Origin of the sequence: Bacteriovorax stolpii, assembly GCF_002872415.1 — a bacterium.
Lineage (GTDB): Bacteria > Bdellovibrionota > Bacteriovoracia > Bacteriovoracales > Bacteriovoracaceae > Bacteriovorax > Bacteriovorax stolpii.
Genome location: NZ_CP025704.1, coordinates 476305 through 489905 on the forward strand (window position 1 = coordinate 476305; position 13601 = coordinate 489905).

The 13601-nt window shown below is 41.3% G+C and carries 14 protein-coding genes; 7 read left to right on the top strand and 7 right to left on the bottom strand.

Features of this window, described 5'->3' with window-relative positions; all coding sequences use genetic code 11:
* Positions 1-12 precede the first annotated feature (12 nt).
* Both C0V70_RS02230 and C0V70_RS02235 read right to left on the bottom strand, forming a co-directional pair.
* Positions 13-987 carry a glycosyltransferase gene (locus C0V70_RS02230; RefSeq protein WP_102242237.1) on the bottom strand — a complete coding sequence of 325 codons (975 nt, stop codon included), beginning with the start codon at positions 985-987 and terminating at the stop codon, positions 13-15.
* 7 nt (positions 988-994) lie between these two features.
* Positions 995-1756, bottom strand: a complete 762-nt coding sequence (locus C0V70_RS02235) for a glycosyltransferase family 2 protein (RefSeq protein WP_102242238.1) — start codon at positions 1754-1756, stop codon at positions 995-997.
* Between the two features lie 37 nt (positions 1757-1793).
* Here C0V70_RS02235 and C0V70_RS02240 point away from each other — a divergent pair, with 37 nt between their 5' ends.
* Positions 1794-2834 (top strand): glycosyltransferase family 9 protein, encoded by a 1041-nt coding sequence (locus C0V70_RS02240; protein WP_158649529.1) that lies wholly within the window; start codon positions 1794-1796, stop codon positions 2832-2834.
* On the opposite strand, the gene C0V70_RS02245 is transcribed toward C0V70_RS02240, so the two are convergent.
* Genes C0V70_RS02245 through C0V70_RS02260 form a run of 4 tightly spaced genes read right to left on the bottom strand, consistent with a single transcriptional unit; the run spans position 2797 to position 4653 of the window.
* A complete protein-coding gene (locus C0V70_RS02245; RefSeq protein WP_102242240.1) occupies positions 2797-3051 on the bottom strand; it encodes a NifU family protein in 255 nt (84 codons plus the stop codon). The genes C0V70_RS02240 and C0V70_RS02245 overlap by 38 nt on opposite strands.
* Before the next feature lies 1 nt (position 3052).
* Complete coding sequence (locus tag C0V70_RS02250) at positions 3053-3760, bottom strand: RsmE family RNA methyltransferase (protein ID WP_102242241.1); 708 nt, start codon at positions 3758-3760, stop codon at positions 3053-3055.
* A 6-nt stretch (positions 3761-3766) separates the two neighbouring features.
* Entirely contained in the window at positions 3767-4084 is a 318-nt protein-coding gene (locus C0V70_RS02255; RefSeq protein WP_102242242.1) for a hypothetical protein, read from the bottom strand.
* Positions 4081-4653: an RNA polymerase sigma factor gene (locus C0V70_RS02260; protein WP_102242243.1), complete on the bottom strand. Its 573-nt coding sequence runs from the start codon at positions 4651-4653 to the stop codon at positions 4081-4083. The genes C0V70_RS02255 and C0V70_RS02260 overlap by 4 nt, the downstream gene beginning before the upstream one ends.
* Before the next feature lie 96 nt (positions 4654-4749).
* Between C0V70_RS02260 and C0V70_RS02265 the strand changes: the two genes are divergently transcribed.
* The 4 genes from C0V70_RS02265 to C0V70_RS02280 all read left to right on the top strand — a co-directional run bounded on the left by C0V70_RS02265 (position 4750) and on the right by C0V70_RS02280 (position 8856).
* Complete coding sequence (locus tag C0V70_RS02265) at positions 4750-5184, top strand: hypothetical protein (RefSeq protein WP_102242244.1); 435 nt, start codon at positions 4750-4752, stop codon at positions 5182-5184.
* Positions 5185-5263: 79 nt separating this feature from the next.
* Positions 5264-6289, top strand: a complete 1026-nt coding sequence (locus C0V70_RS02270; protein ID WP_102242245.1) for a DEAD/DEAH box helicase family protein — start codon at positions 5264-5266, stop codon at positions 6287-6289.
* Between the two features lie 36 nt (positions 6290-6325).
* Positions 6326-7117: a DNA repair protein RecO gene (gene recO / locus C0V70_RS02275; protein ID WP_102242246.1), complete on the top strand. Its 792-nt coding sequence runs from the start codon at positions 6326-6328 to the stop codon at positions 7115-7117.
* Positions 7118-7140: 23 nt separating this feature from the next.
* A complete protein-coding gene (locus C0V70_RS02280) occupies positions 7141-8856 on the top strand; it encodes an ABC transporter ATP-binding protein (RefSeq protein ID WP_102242247.1) in 1716 nt (571 codons plus the stop codon).
* Here the strand turns inward: C0V70_RS02280 and C0V70_RS02285 are convergent.
* Entirely contained in the window at positions 8853-10316 is a 1464-nt protein-coding gene (locus C0V70_RS02285; RefSeq protein WP_158649530.1) for a B12-binding domain-containing radical SAM protein, read from the bottom strand. The genes C0V70_RS02280 and C0V70_RS02285 overlap by 4 nt on opposite strands.
* Positions 10317-10374: 58 nt before the next feature.
* On the opposite strand from C0V70_RS02285, the gene C0V70_RS02290 reads away from it, so the two are divergent.
* Positions 10375-12039 (top strand): carbamoyltransferase family protein, encoded by a 1665-nt coding sequence (locus C0V70_RS02290; RefSeq protein WP_102242249.1) that lies wholly within the window; start codon positions 10375-10377, stop codon positions 12037-12039.
* Positions 12030-13508 (top strand): hypothetical protein, encoded by a 1479-nt coding sequence (locus tag C0V70_RS02295; protein ID WP_102242250.1) that lies wholly within the window; start codon positions 12030-12032, stop codon positions 13506-13508. The genes C0V70_RS02290 and C0V70_RS02295 overlap by 10 nt, the downstream gene beginning before the upstream one ends.
* Positions 13509-13601 lie beyond the last annotated feature (93 nt).

The following is a 13601-nucleotide window of genomic DNA, read 5'->3' on the forward strand; positions in this document are numbered from 1 at the left end:
AGCTACTCTGTTTTAAAAAGGTAGTAGATTCTCGGCCCTTTCAGCAAATTGAAAAGTGGGGTTCGTCTGATTCAGACTCTCTCCATTGATCACTCTCTTATAAAGCTCCAGATAACTTAAAGCATGTTGATTCACATTAAAATTGTCTTCAACATATTTTCTGATTTTATCTGGATCAAAAGTTTTTGAATGATCTTCGCGAACGAACTTTTCTAACTCGCTATAGTTGTGAGCGATAAAACCAACATCTTTAGTGATAAGTTCAGGAAGACTTCCGTAAGGAGAACCAATGACTGGCAAACCTTGCGACATCGCTTCAATGACAGCGATTCCAAATGGCTCTGGCCAGCGAACCGGAAAGACCATAAAGTCACAGTTTCTGATGATTTCCATTTTTTTATCGCCGCCAACAACTCCGTGGTTGTGGACATAGCGAGACAGTCCCCACCAACGTCCCCCAGCAACGTGCAAGTGTCTGCCAGTGCTTCTTGCTGCTTTAACCGAGTCTTTTAAGTTTTTTACTCGCCATGAAGCTTTGGCCAGGAAGAGAAAGTCATTCCAGGCGCGTTTCTTTTTTGGTTGGTATGGGTATTCGGCCAGGTCGATTGCATTGTGAACAAATTGAGTAGAGCCATGAACTTCAGCATGTCTTTTAGAGACGAAAACAGAGTTCTTATCAAAAATCTCTCCCGGTTGACCATTGCCGTGAACAGTAATGATCGTCGGAATGTTTCCAGGAACGCGGTAGTTATAACTTAAGTGAATAATGTCGGCGTCCTCTGGGATTTGTGTCGTCCACTCTTTTCCTTCCATTTTCATGGGGATGAGTTCGATGCCGTATTCTTTAACTTTTGAATCAGGATGCCCGATTAAAACGACTTTATGGCCCAGGCGAGCAAGCTCCACCATGTGCCAGAAAAGAATGCGCTCGATTCCGCCATAACCAATTACCGGAAGAACGCCAGAGTGAGAGAAAACTATTTTCATAAAGATCCTAGATTTTTTTACCAAGTTGCAGCTCGTGAAGCTTAGAATACTTCAAGAGAGCGTAGAGTGAATTGATACAGCAAATAATGAAACCGTATCGCCCGTCTAAAAATCCACCTTTGATGAAATAGTCGCGGAAGAATTTAAAGACTGGTCTCGTGACAATTTTAAACACGCTTGAGCGCTTGCCTTGTTTAAAAGCAGCATGAGCAGCGATTGTCGTGAACTTATTTGTTTGAGTAACATGAGCAGTGATTGAGTCGTAGCTGTAATGAAGAAGGTCGCCGTTTAAAAAACCAGTTCCTTCATTGACAGTCATTTGCAGAATATCGTGTGGGTTTTCTCCACCCCAGCGAGCTTTGCCTTTTTTAATCAGGCGAAGTTTTGTATCCGGGTACCAACCGCAGTGGCGGACCCAGTGGCCGTTGTAATTTGTTAAGCGGTTAAAGCGGTAGCCGTTCATATTGAAATTCTTTTTGACTATCTTGATTTGAGTAAGAAGTTCAGGTGAAAGAGCTTCATCGGCATCGAGAGATAAAACGTAGTCGTGAGTTGAAAGATCTAAAGCAAAGTTCTTTTGTTCAATGTGACCGGCAAATGGATTTTTAACAAAGCGGGCGCCAAGGCGGGTCGCGATCTCTTCAGTTTTATCCGTAGAGAATGAATCCACTACCAGGACTTCATCGGCGATTTCTTTAACTGAAGTGATGCAACGTTCAATGTTGTTCTCTTCGTTGTAAGTTATGATGGCCACTGTTAATTTATTCATCGTTGGTATCTCTTTAGTATCTCTTTTTGGGCACCTAATGCGAAAAATTTCAAACATTCTGTTAGTTAAAAACCGTGCTTTAGGCGACTCCGTTATGGGGCTTAGCTCGGTTGCTTACGCTCGTGCATTGTACCCCAAGGCTAACATCATTTACGCTGTTCCTCAATGGGTGGCTCCGCTTTATAAAAATGTTGAAACAGCGGCAGATTCTATTTACCCACTTTCGCTAAAGTCCTTTAAAGATTTCTTTAAAACTTACCGGGACCTGAGAAAATTAAAAGTCGACCATATCCATGAGATGCACCAGTCGGGGAGAGGGGCCAAGGCCTTTAAGCTGATTGCTTTTTTTATGGGGATTAAATACACCGCCCACAATCACCATTTAAAAGAGGGTGGAAGGGTTCACGATCAAGGTGTGATTAAGCCATTAATCCAAAGAGACCTTGATGGTGTGTATTCTTTTTTAGGTGAAAAAGAGGTTCCAAAGTTTTTGGATTACCCACCGAAGATGAATATCCTTAATTCCAACGCTAAAAAAGCGAGAATTATTTTTGGAGTGGTGGCGACCAGATTAACGAAGATGTGGCCTCTGGAAAATTACATTAGTTTGGCAAAACTTATGGCCCTGGCCTTTCCTGAGTTTGAAGTAGTCATTCCTCTTTCAAAAAGCGTTGATGATGAAAGAATTAAAAATGAACTGGAGGCCTTAGGTCTTCCATCTAATACTTCTATCGTCCATATTCCTTTAGCAGAGCTGCCGAAATTTTTTCAGGAGTCTGCTTTTTATATTGGAAACGATACAGGGCTTAAGCACATTGCAGTTGCAGTTGATTTAAAAAGTTTTACTCTTTTTGGACCAGAGCCTGCCAATGAATGGCATCCATATGATTCTAAAAAACATCCCTATTTTTATGTGGAAGAACTAGCGTGCAGAACGAGAGTGCATCACTACTGTGGTCTTTCAGTTTGTGATTTAAAAGATGAATACATGCAATGTTTGAAACTTTTTACGCCGGAGAAAGTGATGGAGGCCATCACTACTACATGTAAGGATTTTCTCCACTCTCGTGATCTGTAATATCGACGACGTCAGTGATTTCTGGAAAATTTTGTTTTACCAAAGTTTGAATCCCCTGCTTAAGAGTGGCATTAGAGCTTGAACATCCCTGACATCCACCTTGAAGGCGAAGGAAAAGAACGTTGTTGTCGAGGTCGACGATTTCCACGTTACCACCGTGAGCAGCTAGTGCCGGGCGAACTTGTTCATCAAATAAATTTTCTAGTTTTCTGATCATATTAATATCTTCCTCTAATCAATTCTAACTGAGAAACCGCCGAATATATAGCATGTTCCACTCTAAGAATGCTAGACGATATCTTGACACTTTTAAAGCCTGCCTGATGAAAACGCTCTATATCCTCAGGGATAAAACCTCTTTCCGGACCGATAGCTAACGTAATGGCAGTATCAAAGTTAATACTCTCTTTTAAATCAAGGAAGTTCTCTTTACCTGAAAGATCAAGAATGAACTTCTGAGGCTCATTTTTATAGTGATCTGCTGGGTTATACTTATCAACCTTAACACCAGGAAGCTCTCCATAGATTGCCGATTGGGAAAGTCCTGCGAGCAGGTATTCTTCGCATTCATGGGGTTCAAAGACCTTTGAGTCAAGGTAGCTTTTTTCAGACAGAGCAGCTTTAAAAAAGTGGATATTTTTAGCGCCAAAAGTTGTGGCGTGTTCGAGAATTTTTTTGCTGGTTTGTGGTCTGGAAATACCCACTACTAAGTTAAACCATTGGGGGTGAGCATTTGTCAGGGGCGAGAGTTCAAGAAGGCATTTATCTTTTGCCAGTTCGATGATTTTTCCCTGGCAGAGTCCTTGTCCTAAAGCAGTGCACTTAAATGTGTCACCTGCTTTCGCTTTCAGTGTCTCGTGCATGTGCGCGAGGACTTTTGGATCGGTGATGACTCCGTCAGTATTTTTTAGGATTAATGAATTCATGCATGACTAAATCTCATCAGAGATTGAGACCGTCAAGTCAGATTCGATAGGGGAAATACCTTCGTTTAGGGCACCCTGGATTTCAAGGGCATTTTCTACAAATTCCCTTTGGTTTACACGCTGGGGTCCCGGGACGCTGTAGTTGGTGATAGCAATGAAAAGGACTGAAGCTGTCGCGCAACCGCTCACCGCCCAGGTAACCCAATTGCTAAACAGGCGAGGCTTTTTGCTCTTTTCAAGCTTCTCAAAAAAAGCTGAATCAAAGTCAGATGATGGAGTGACATCCATTTTCTTCTTAAGTGCATCTTTTAATTGATTGCTCATTTTGAGCCTCCTAATTTAGTTTTCATTCCTAACTTCGCACGGTGAACCAGGTTTTTTACGGCCTGGGGAGATTTATTTAAAACACTTCCCATTTCTTCAAAACTTAAGTCATCATTCATCCACAACAAAAGAGCTTCTCTTTGAGTGAGAGGAAGAGTGCCAATTACATTGTTAATTTCTTCTTTGGTGGATTCATTCACCATCTTCTCTAAAACTGATTCATCCTGATCGGTGAATTCAGTCTCGATATCTTCAAAGCTCTGCTCCCTTTTAAGTGGGTTCTTATCTAGAGCATCGAGATTGGTATTTTTACAAATGGTCCACAACCATGTTCGGAATGTTTTTTGTGGATCATAATTTTTTTTGTAGCGATAGACCTTTAAAAAGGTATCGTGAACTATTTCTTCCGCACGGGCCTGGTTAAAAGTGTATCCATAACTGAATCTAATCAGGGACTCTTTGTATTTATGGTAAAGGCGTTCGAACGCAACCTGATCATCGTGATCAGCAAACATCTGCATTAACTGGTTGTCGGACATAATGCCTTTTGTGGCCCTGGCAGTTTCCATTCACCTATAATACGCAAATATTGCCCAAAAGTTTCGTGAAACTTTTATGAAATGCTGGCGTAAAATGGTTAAGAGAACAAAAACGGAGGTTCTAACATGACGATTTCATTAGGGGCGCTAAGAAACGCTATTTTTACCCTGGTCCTTTTAATGGGAAGCGCTATGACTTTTGCGGCCGATGACCAGGTAAAAGAAGACGTCGCTAAGTTTTCTAAAGAGTGCTCAAAATTCCGTGAAGACCACATTCAGGAAATGCGTGATTTGCACGTTAAACATATTAACGAAATGTATGACCGCAAACTGGCCAATGTAAGAGAGCTTGAAGAGCTTTATAAACAATTAAAGCCGGGTGATAAAACTCACAACAAAGCTTTACGTGAACAAATTAAAGAGAAACAAGATTCTTTCAAAAAAGAAGAAGAGAAAAACAGAAAAGAGTTTAAAGAAAATGTCCTGAAGAAAAAGAATAAAGAATTTCAGGAAGCTATGAAAACTCGTATGAAAGAAATGAAATCAAAATATAAAGATTAGAAGTTCATCTGGAGTCACGTCCATAATCTTCCTAGTTTGGGGATAAGGGGCATGAGGTAGCATTGAATGATGCCACTTCATGAAACTTATCCCCGCTTTATTTTTTCCCTCATGTTTTACACTACTGACAGCTCCTGTTGCTTCCGGGAAAACCAGGATGGTAGTGGAGTTTTACCGTGAAGAGGATTTTAAAATCGTCTATCTTTCTCCTTTGCGAGCTCTCGCCAATGAAGTCCATTCCAATTTAGAAAAGTCCGGGGAAAAACATATCTTTCTCGCTGGTGGCGAAACACCGTTGGAGGATTGTTTAAAAGGCTTTATTAAAGCGAAGAAGAGTTTTCTGGTCTCAACGATGGAGCTTTTGAGTGAAGAGTTCCTGGAAGAATTATTTGCGCTTGAAGAGAAAGTTATTTTTGTCATTGATGAGTTCCACTTGTTTTATTATTGGGGGCAAGGGTTTCGTCCTGTGCTTCATGACCGCTTCCTCGCTATTTTGAATTGCTGCTTTCCTGTCCTGGCCGTAACCGCGACGATGGATCAGGAAGTGATGGCGGGATTAAAAAAAGACCTGGAGTATTATCAGGATTTCTGGATTCATATCGATTACGGCAATCATGCTCTCCATAGAAAGCCTGAAAAACAGCTGAGTTTTTATGGGATGAAGCCGGCCTATATACAAAAAGCTTTTTGGAGAGAGTTAAGACAGAAAGAAAGTGAACATATTTTTCTTTATTTCTGTGCTTACCGCTCACAGGTGGATGAACTCACCGATCGGGCAAACCGTTTGGGGTTTAAGGCCTTGGGCTGTGTCGGTGGAGAAGTGGAGTCTTTTTTAGAAAACGTAGAAGAGAATAAAGGGGAGATCGACTGCATCTTTTCGACGACCACTTTAAGTCACGGAGTGAATCTTCCGGAGATTAAAAAAGTTTTTATTGATTATGAAGTGAAGAATTACGACTTCTGGCTGCAGATGATTGGCCGGGGTGGAAGAAGGGGGAGTGGTTACGAAGTCTATACAACTGATCGTTTTCATACGACTAAAAAAGAAAGACTAAAGCATAAAGCAAAAATCGTTTTGGGAGACCTCTTGGGAATTGAAATCTAGGAGACAAACATTTTCCCCTTCAGGTAAGATGGGAGGATGCAAACCAAAGTTGAAGGGCTAGTCCTTTCGAAAATTCCTTATGATGAACGTCACATTATCGCTCATCTTCTGCTTAGGACTGGAAGAAAAATTTCCGTGGTCTTTTACGGTGGACGCGGTGGCGGGAAAAAACAAAAGTCTTCGATTATCGAACTTGGTTTCATGCTTTCAGTAGAACTTTCTCAAGCAAAAAATCATTCTGATATTTATCATGCTAAAGAGTGGAACCTGATCTGGCACCACGATCTGATTCGCTCTAATCACAGTGCTTTTTACCTGATGTGTTTTTTCTTAGAAGTCATTAACCGCATTTCTCCGACAGAGAACCTGCATGATGTACATGAGGAAAACACAGAGATGGTAGGGCTCTTTACATCGCTTAGTAATGCTTTGGTGCACCTGGAAAAATCCCTTAAAGAGAATTCATTTTATATTCACTCGCACGCTGTCATCTTTTTAACTAAGACCTTACTTCATCTGGGAGTCTTTCCAGAGCGCGAGCACTGCACGTTGTGTGGCATTGAGTTGGGTGGATTCAATGATATGTACTTGCTTTCAGAAGAAGGAGGCTTCTCTTGTCCTCCTTGCATGAATCAGAGAAAGTCTTACTCCGTGCAATCAGGGCGCGAGCTCTGGGAAATTGTCGGTCACATCGCCCACACGAAATACTCCGAACTTCATGGGCTTAAGCTGGAATACAAATCACTTCCTAAAATGCTCTTCCACTATTTTTGTTTCCAATTCCATTTTGAAGAGAAAGATTTTAAGACCGCTCCTATGGTATTTTAGCCTCTTATGGGCTAATCTGGGGCATGATTAAAAAACTTATCCAGCAGCTATGGCCTTACATTAAGCCATATAAATCTATGGCCCTTGCGGCCTTTTTATTATCATTCGTTTTAGCGGCCCTAACGGGAGCGCAGGTAAAACTTATCAAGCCTATTTTTGACAGCGGTCTATCGGGATCAGCGACACTTCAGGAAGTCCTCACTCTCTCTGGTCTGTTACTGCTTTTAGGTGTGATCAACTTCCCGGCAAGATACTTTCACTTTTACTGGATGAGATACGTTGGCGAAAAAATGAACTCAGACATGAGATCAACTCTTTTTGCTAAACTTCAAAGACTGCCGACAAGTTTTTATAACCAAAACAAACAAGGCCGCATGCTTTCAACTGTTCTTAACGACGCTGAAATTTTCGCGCAATCGTTTAGAGCTTTGATTGATATTATCAGAGAGCCGGTAAAGGCACTGGTCTACCTTGGACTTGCGATTTACAGTGATTGGCAGTTAACTCTGGTTATTTTAGTTGTTGGTCCACTTTTCGTTATGATTTTTCAGATCAGTGGAAAGAAAATCAAGGCCAACCAAAGTCAGGTACAGGAAGGGCGAGCTGAATTAACTCACAACTTAGCTGAAGGTCTTTCAAGCCATAAAGTGACCAAAGCTTTTAACCTGCAAAGATTCGTGATGGAGCGCTACGAGAGATCCCAGGATTATTATTTTAAATTTCAAATGAAGACGACGAAAGTCGAAGAGATCGCTCACCCGTTCGTTGAACTTATTGGGGCGATCGCTTTTTCTCTGGTTATCGTTTTTGCTTACTACAGAATTAAATCAGGTGCGATGACTGTCGGGGATTTTATCCAGTTCGTAGCGGCCCTTGCTCTTTTAATGGATCCAATCAGAAAGTACTCTCAGGCCAACGTAAAACTTGGACAAGGTTTAGCGGCTGCAGATCGCATTAACCAGATTCTTGATCTGGAAGAAGAAGTTGATAGAGGGACTTACGAGATTAAATCGTTTAACGATGAAATCGCGGTTAATAACGTGACTTTTGGTTACGGTGAAGCCGATGTCCTGAAAGATTTTTCTCTTAAAGTTAAAAAAGGCCAGAAGATCGCTCTTGTTGGTTTATCAGGTTCTGGAAAGTCGACATTGATCAACCTGCTGCTTGGTCTTTACCCGCTTTCACAAGGCTCAATCACTATTGATGGAAGGTCACTTTCAGATATTAAACTTAAAGAATTAAGAAAGCGTTTTGGGCTAGTGTCTCAGGATATTTTCCTTTTCCACGATACGATCAGAGAAAACTTAACGATCGGTGGGACATTCAGTGATGAAGAAATCCAGCGCGCCCTTGAAGTTTCTTACGCTTCAGAGTTTGTGAATAAACTCCCTCAAGGCCTAAATACAGTGGTAGGGGACAGAGGCGCAAAACTCTCTGGTGGACAACAGCAGCGTTTAACGATTGCTCGTGCGTTCTTGCAGAACACTGACATTCTTTTATTCGATGAGGCAACAAGTGCGCTTGATAACGAATCAGAGAAAGTTGTTCAAAGAGCTCTTGAGTCCATCGCTGGAAACAAAACCGTTATTGCTGTTGCTCACAGGCTTTCGACGATTCAGGACTACGACCGCATTTTCGTTTTAAAGGACGGACGTCTGGTTGAAGAAGGAACTCATAACGAACTGATGTCAAACAACAGTGAGTACAAAAAACTTTATGAGCTTTCGCTTAAAGCTTAGGTTCGAAGGATTTTTAAGGCCCCTCTGAATTTACTCATAAATTCAAAAGGTGATTTGGTTTTGACTGCGCTTCTGAAAATGTAGCGCGGTCTGAAATAAAACTTGCGGTAAGCATACTTATGTAGCTCTACCAGTCTCTTCATTGGCACATACTCTTCCCAGTGATCCACTTTAAAATCTTTGGTCGGATTCATGGCAAACTTCTGCCATCTTCCGCCTTCAATTAATCCTTTGGCCACGGCCTGGTCATAGGCTTCAGTATGTGGATATAGAGTCATAATATTAAATTGAGCATAGTCCGGGTCTAAATCGACAAGGAATTGAATATTCTTGATGATATCGGCCTCTGATCTTTCATGAGGAAGACCAATCATATAGTCGGCCACGGAAATAATTCCAAGCTCTCGGCACCAGCGGAAAGCATTCTGGATTTTTTCAACATTGCAGCCTTTCTTTAAAACTTTTAGTCCTTCATCACTTCCGGTTTCCACTCCAAATGAGATTAAGCGGCATCCATTTTTCTTGGCGATGGCCAGGGCCTCTTTAGTGAGTGAATTCACGCGTCCTCTAAAATCCCAGGTAATCTTAAGCTCTCTGCGCTCAAACTCTTCACAGATTTCAATAAGGCGTTTTGGAGTGATGTTAAAGAGGTCATCGTAGAAATGGAATTCATCGTAACCAAGTTTTAAACACTCTTCGATTTCATCGGCGATCAGCTTCGGGCTTCTCGCACGGTATTTTTTGTAAGGAACATTACAGAATGTACAAAGGTAAGGGCATCCACGACTACTGATAATCGTCGCCAGGTTACTGCTTACTCCTAAGATACTGCTGTATTTGATGTGCTTAATAAATTTTCTATTGGGGATAGGAATTGTGTCGACATCATCCACATACGCAGGATTGACGATCACAGAATTTAGGAAGCGATTGTCTTTTTTCGGTTCTTCTGCTCGTTTGATAGATTCTTTTGTATAGACCCCTAGGATGTGCTCAATCGACTCTTTCTTTTCCAGGCAATTCACTAAGTCAGTAAAGGCCTTTTCACCTTCACCAACAACAATCGAGTCGATGTTAGGCATGGCCGCAGCTTCGTTTGGATACGAAATCGCATGGTGTCCACCAAGGCAAATGTGGCAATTGGGAAAATTGGCCTTCACATTTTCAGCAACCATTTTGATGTCGACTAAAGAAATCGTAAAGCTGGTCATTCCTAAAACATCAGGCTGAATGATTTTTAATCTTTCGATAAGAGCATCGTGATCCACTTGTTCGGCCACGCAGTCGATGAAGTGAAGATTGTGACCTGTGGTGTTTTTCTCTAAGTAAGACAGAACATAGAGTGCACCCAGTGGAGGAAAATAACCATAGTCGTCAGCTTCTAAAAAACTGTCGCCTTTTTCGTCGGGAAATTCGACGATGGTGTTTTTATCCGGCGGGTTGATAATAACTATATTCATAAAAAGCATTATAACATAAACTAATTTTACGTGAGAAAAATGAGGGAAAAAGAGCACCATGATTTCGCTGGGGATTATCTGTTATCAGGGACATTCATCATCTGCTGCATTGGTAAAAGATGGCAAGACCCTAGGAGCGGTCTCGGAAGAGCGTTTCTCCCGCAAGAAATTCGATGATGCTTTTCCCGAAAAGTCCATTGAGTACCTGACCACAGAACTTGGCATTTCTTTCGAAGAGATTGATCACATCGCTATTGGCTGGTCTCCGCGCTTAACCATACTTGGCCAGCTAAAAAGTTTACACAAAAAATCACTGCGCTTTTTTCTGGAAAAAAGAGAAGGGGCCAAAAAACGTTCGCGCTTTAATAAATTTTTTCTCATCGCCAATCTAAAAAATGAAATAAAAAAACGCTATCAATTCAAAGGAGAAATTTCCTTTGTCGATCATCACCTGGCCCATGCGGTATCGGCCTATGTGCAGACAGAAAAAAGAGATGGCATTTGTATGGTGGCCGATGGAATGGGGGAGTTTGCTTCTACCAGCCTGTTTGAGTTTAAAGGGCCCGATGCACGCAAAATCTATGAAGACCATTTTCCGCATTCATTGGGAGTGCTTTATTCAAGTGCGACGCAGTTTTTAGGTTTTACTCCAGATAGCGATGAATTTAAGGTTATGGGACTTGCAGCCTATTCCAAGAGCCTGCGTTTTAACGAGCGTTTTAAAGAGCTTTATCGTTTTAATGAGAATCATTTTGAATTGAACCTTAAGTATTTTGAGATTCATAAAAAAGGGAATCAGTTTTTCTCTGAGGCTTTTTATGAACTCTTTGCGGATGTGAAGACAGAAAGTGACCGGATGGATTTTGCCCGTTCGCTACAAGATCATTTGAACTTTATTGTGCTTGGGATTTTAGAAAAAAATAAATCACTTTTTCATTCAGATTCTTTTTCTGCTTCCGGTGGAGTTTTCCTCAACTGTTTATTGAATCAGAAAATTGCAGAGAGTTCACTTTTTAAAAGTTATACATTTTTTCCAGTGGCCGATGATAATGGGACAGCTCTCGGCGCTGCTCAATGGGTGCAGATGCAAGCTGGCATGGAGATGAAAAAGGTCGATCATCTTTTTCTTGGCCCGGGAATTGAAAATATTCAAATCAGTTCATTTAAAAATCTTCAGCATAAAAAAATCTCTCATGTCAGCGAAGTGGCTGAGCTCTTGGCAAAAGGAAAAGTCATCGCTTGGATGCAAGGAAGAATGGAGTTTGGGCATCGCTCACTTGGAAATCGCAGTATTTTAGGTGATCCTCGCGACAAAAAGATGAAAGATATTATCAATGAAAAAGTAAAGTTTCGTGAACCTTACAGACCTTTTGCTCCAAGTTTTCCAGAAGGGAAGTTACAGGATTTTTATCAAACTGATAAAACTTCTTACCCTTTTATGATTGAAACATTGCATGCTAAAGATGTGACTAAAGAACTTGCTCCGGCCATTGTTCATGAAGACGGCACTTCTCGAGTGCAGACAGTGTCTTCGGTTCATAGTCCGGAGTTTTATGAACTGCTTAAAGAGTTTTACAAACTAACGGATTGTCCGATTCTGCTCAATACCTCCTTTAATATTAACGGTATGCCCATTGTGCTTTCAGTGGATGATGCCGTTGATTGTTTTATGAAAACCGAAATGGATTACCTGGTGATTAAGGATTACTTGTTATGGAAATAAGTCAGGGGCAAAAGAAAACCTTGACGATGATCAGCGTGCTGATTTTTATCGGTCTCTTATTTTACATCCAGGTTTGGATGCTTCCTTTTTCCGATTACCCCTACCAAGACGAATACCATTCTATTTTACAAGCAATGGGAAAGCATACATACCCCAATACTTTGCATGTGCGCTTCCTTTCTCTTTTTACTTTTCTAAGCCGCAACTTTTATGACATTTTTACTTTGAATTTTATTTTTTCAAACTTTCTTTTAACCGTGGCCTTTTTCTTTTATCACAAAAAAAGAGGGGTCTCGCTTTCGACAAATCTATTTTTCACTTCAATGCTCGCGTTGAGTGCGCTCAATATTGCGCTCTCAAGGAAAATGCATTTTTGGGCGCCGGCTTTTTATTTTTTAGTACTCCTGATGGGAGATTGGTTTGAAGGGGTCAGGCGCAAAATCTTTTTAATGGTGGCTTTTATTGGCCTGGCCTTTTTTAGGATGGAGTTTGCTTTTGCAGCAGTTTTCGCTTTCGGTGATTTAGTCGGGATGAGAAAAAACCGAAAGTCTTTTTTTATTTTTTCAGGGGTTGGACTTCTCGCTGGAGTTCTCGCAGTGGGATTGATTTATCGTTTTGCTCCGGGGATGAAAGAATTGGTCGCGGTCTCTCTGGGAAGTGAAGAAGGTAGTACTTTTAATTTATGGGATCAGTTTTTTAATATCCTGGTTCTGTTTGTGAGTAATATTGGGCGGTATTCTCAATACGTGACTCATACTTTTGCTTCGACCCTCAAGATTTATTTTTTTACTTTGATGAACGCTTTTATTTTGATCGTGGTGATGATCAGGCCTTTTAGAGAAAACCTAAAAGCGCTTTGGGAAAACATCAAAAATGACCAAGTTTATTACCTGGCGGCCCTCTTTTTGCTGCTTGTGGTTCGCTTCTTAGACTCTTACATCATCATGTTTTACGTCTTATTTTTGAGTTTTTTGAGCTTCCTGCTCAACTCCAAACGACCAAACTGGCTCACTCCTGTTATTTTTGCACTGATCCTCCCGGCCTACTTCATCGGCAAACCAGACTTTGATGAGAACCTTGGGATCAATTTCCCTTCGATTAGGGGCTACAATGGCCAGGTGAACAGGCCAATGCACGAACTTGTCGCGAGTTTACCAAAGACGAGTTATGAAGAACCTTATCGCATTCTTTCGTTGGAGAGACTGGAGGAGGTTCTAGGGAGAGAGGGTCTGGAATTTTATCTTTACCAAGACTTAGTGGAAGTCTGTGGGAAGGGTCCCCTGGATTTTGACGTAGTGCTCATCCAAGAGTACTGGAAGCACACACCTAATAGGCTCATCATTCAGAGCTGCTTGATTCCGAAACTTCAGAACATGCGCGCATATCCTCTCGCCCGTGGTTATGATCTTTACCTTGGGCCGCGCTTGCAGGGAGTGCCTTTAAAGTTAAACCCTGTCACGCGTCAATGATTGGCTAATTTCCCGGAACTAAAGCAAAAATTTTAATTACAAAAAGCCCAGTAAAAAGTAATCTTTGTGAGTCAAAATTAGGAAATTTCAGCC

Excerpts from the sequence above, each read along its gene's own strand:
- C0V70_RS02245 (WP_102242240.1), bottom strand. The coding sequence starts at position 3,051 with ATGATCAGAAAACTAGAAAATTTATTTGATGAACAAGTTCGCCCGGCA.
- C0V70_RS02235 (WP_102242238.1), bottom strand. The coding sequence starts at position 1,756 with ATGAATAAATTAACAGTGGCCATCATAACTTACAACGAAGAGAACAAC.
- recO (WP_102242246.1), top strand. The coding sequence starts at position 6,326 with ATGCAAACCAAAGTTGAAGGGCTAGTCCTTTCGAAAATTCCTTATGAT.
- C0V70_RS02230 (WP_102242237.1), bottom strand. The coding sequence starts at position 987 with ATGAAAATAGTTTTCTCTCACTCTGGCGTTCTTCCGGTAATTGGTTAT.
- C0V70_RS02295 (WP_102242250.1), top strand. The coding sequence starts at position 12,030 with ATGGAAATAAGTCAGGGGCAAAAGAAAACCTTGACGATGATCAGCGTG.
- C0V70_RS02260 (WP_102242243.1), bottom strand. The coding sequence starts at position 4,653 with ATGGAAACTGCCAGGGCCACAAAAGGCATTATGTCCGACAACCAGTTA.
- C0V70_RS02250 (WP_102242241.1), bottom strand. The coding sequence starts at position 3,760 with ATGAATTCATTAATCCTAAAAAATACTGACGGAGTCATCACCGATCCA.
- C0V70_RS02265 (WP_102242244.1), top strand. The coding sequence starts at position 4,750 with ATGACGATTTCATTAGGGGCGCTAAGAAACGCTATTTTTACCCTGGTC.
- C0V70_RS02255 (WP_102242242.1), bottom strand. The coding sequence starts at position 4,084 with ATGAGCAATCAATTAAAAGATGCACTTAAGAAGAAAATGGATGTCACT.
- C0V70_RS02290 (WP_102242249.1), top strand. The coding sequence starts at position 10,375 with ATGATTTCGCTGGGGATTATCTGTTATCAGGGACATTCATCATCTGCT.
- C0V70_RS02280 (WP_102242247.1), top strand. The coding sequence starts at position 7,141 with ATGATTAAAAAACTTATCCAGCAGCTATGGCCTTACATTAAGCCATAT.
- C0V70_RS02240 (WP_158649529.1), top strand. The coding sequence starts at position 1,794 with ATGCGAAAAATTTCAAACATTCTGTTAGTTAAAAACCGTGCTTTAGGC.
- C0V70_RS02270 (WP_102242245.1), top strand. The coding sequence starts at position 5,264 with ATGAAACTTATCCCCGCTTTATTTTTTCCCTCATGTTTTACACTACTG.
- C0V70_RS02285 (WP_158649530.1), bottom strand. The coding sequence starts at position 10,316 with ATGAATATAGTTATTATCAACCCGCCGGATAAAAACACCATCGTCGAA.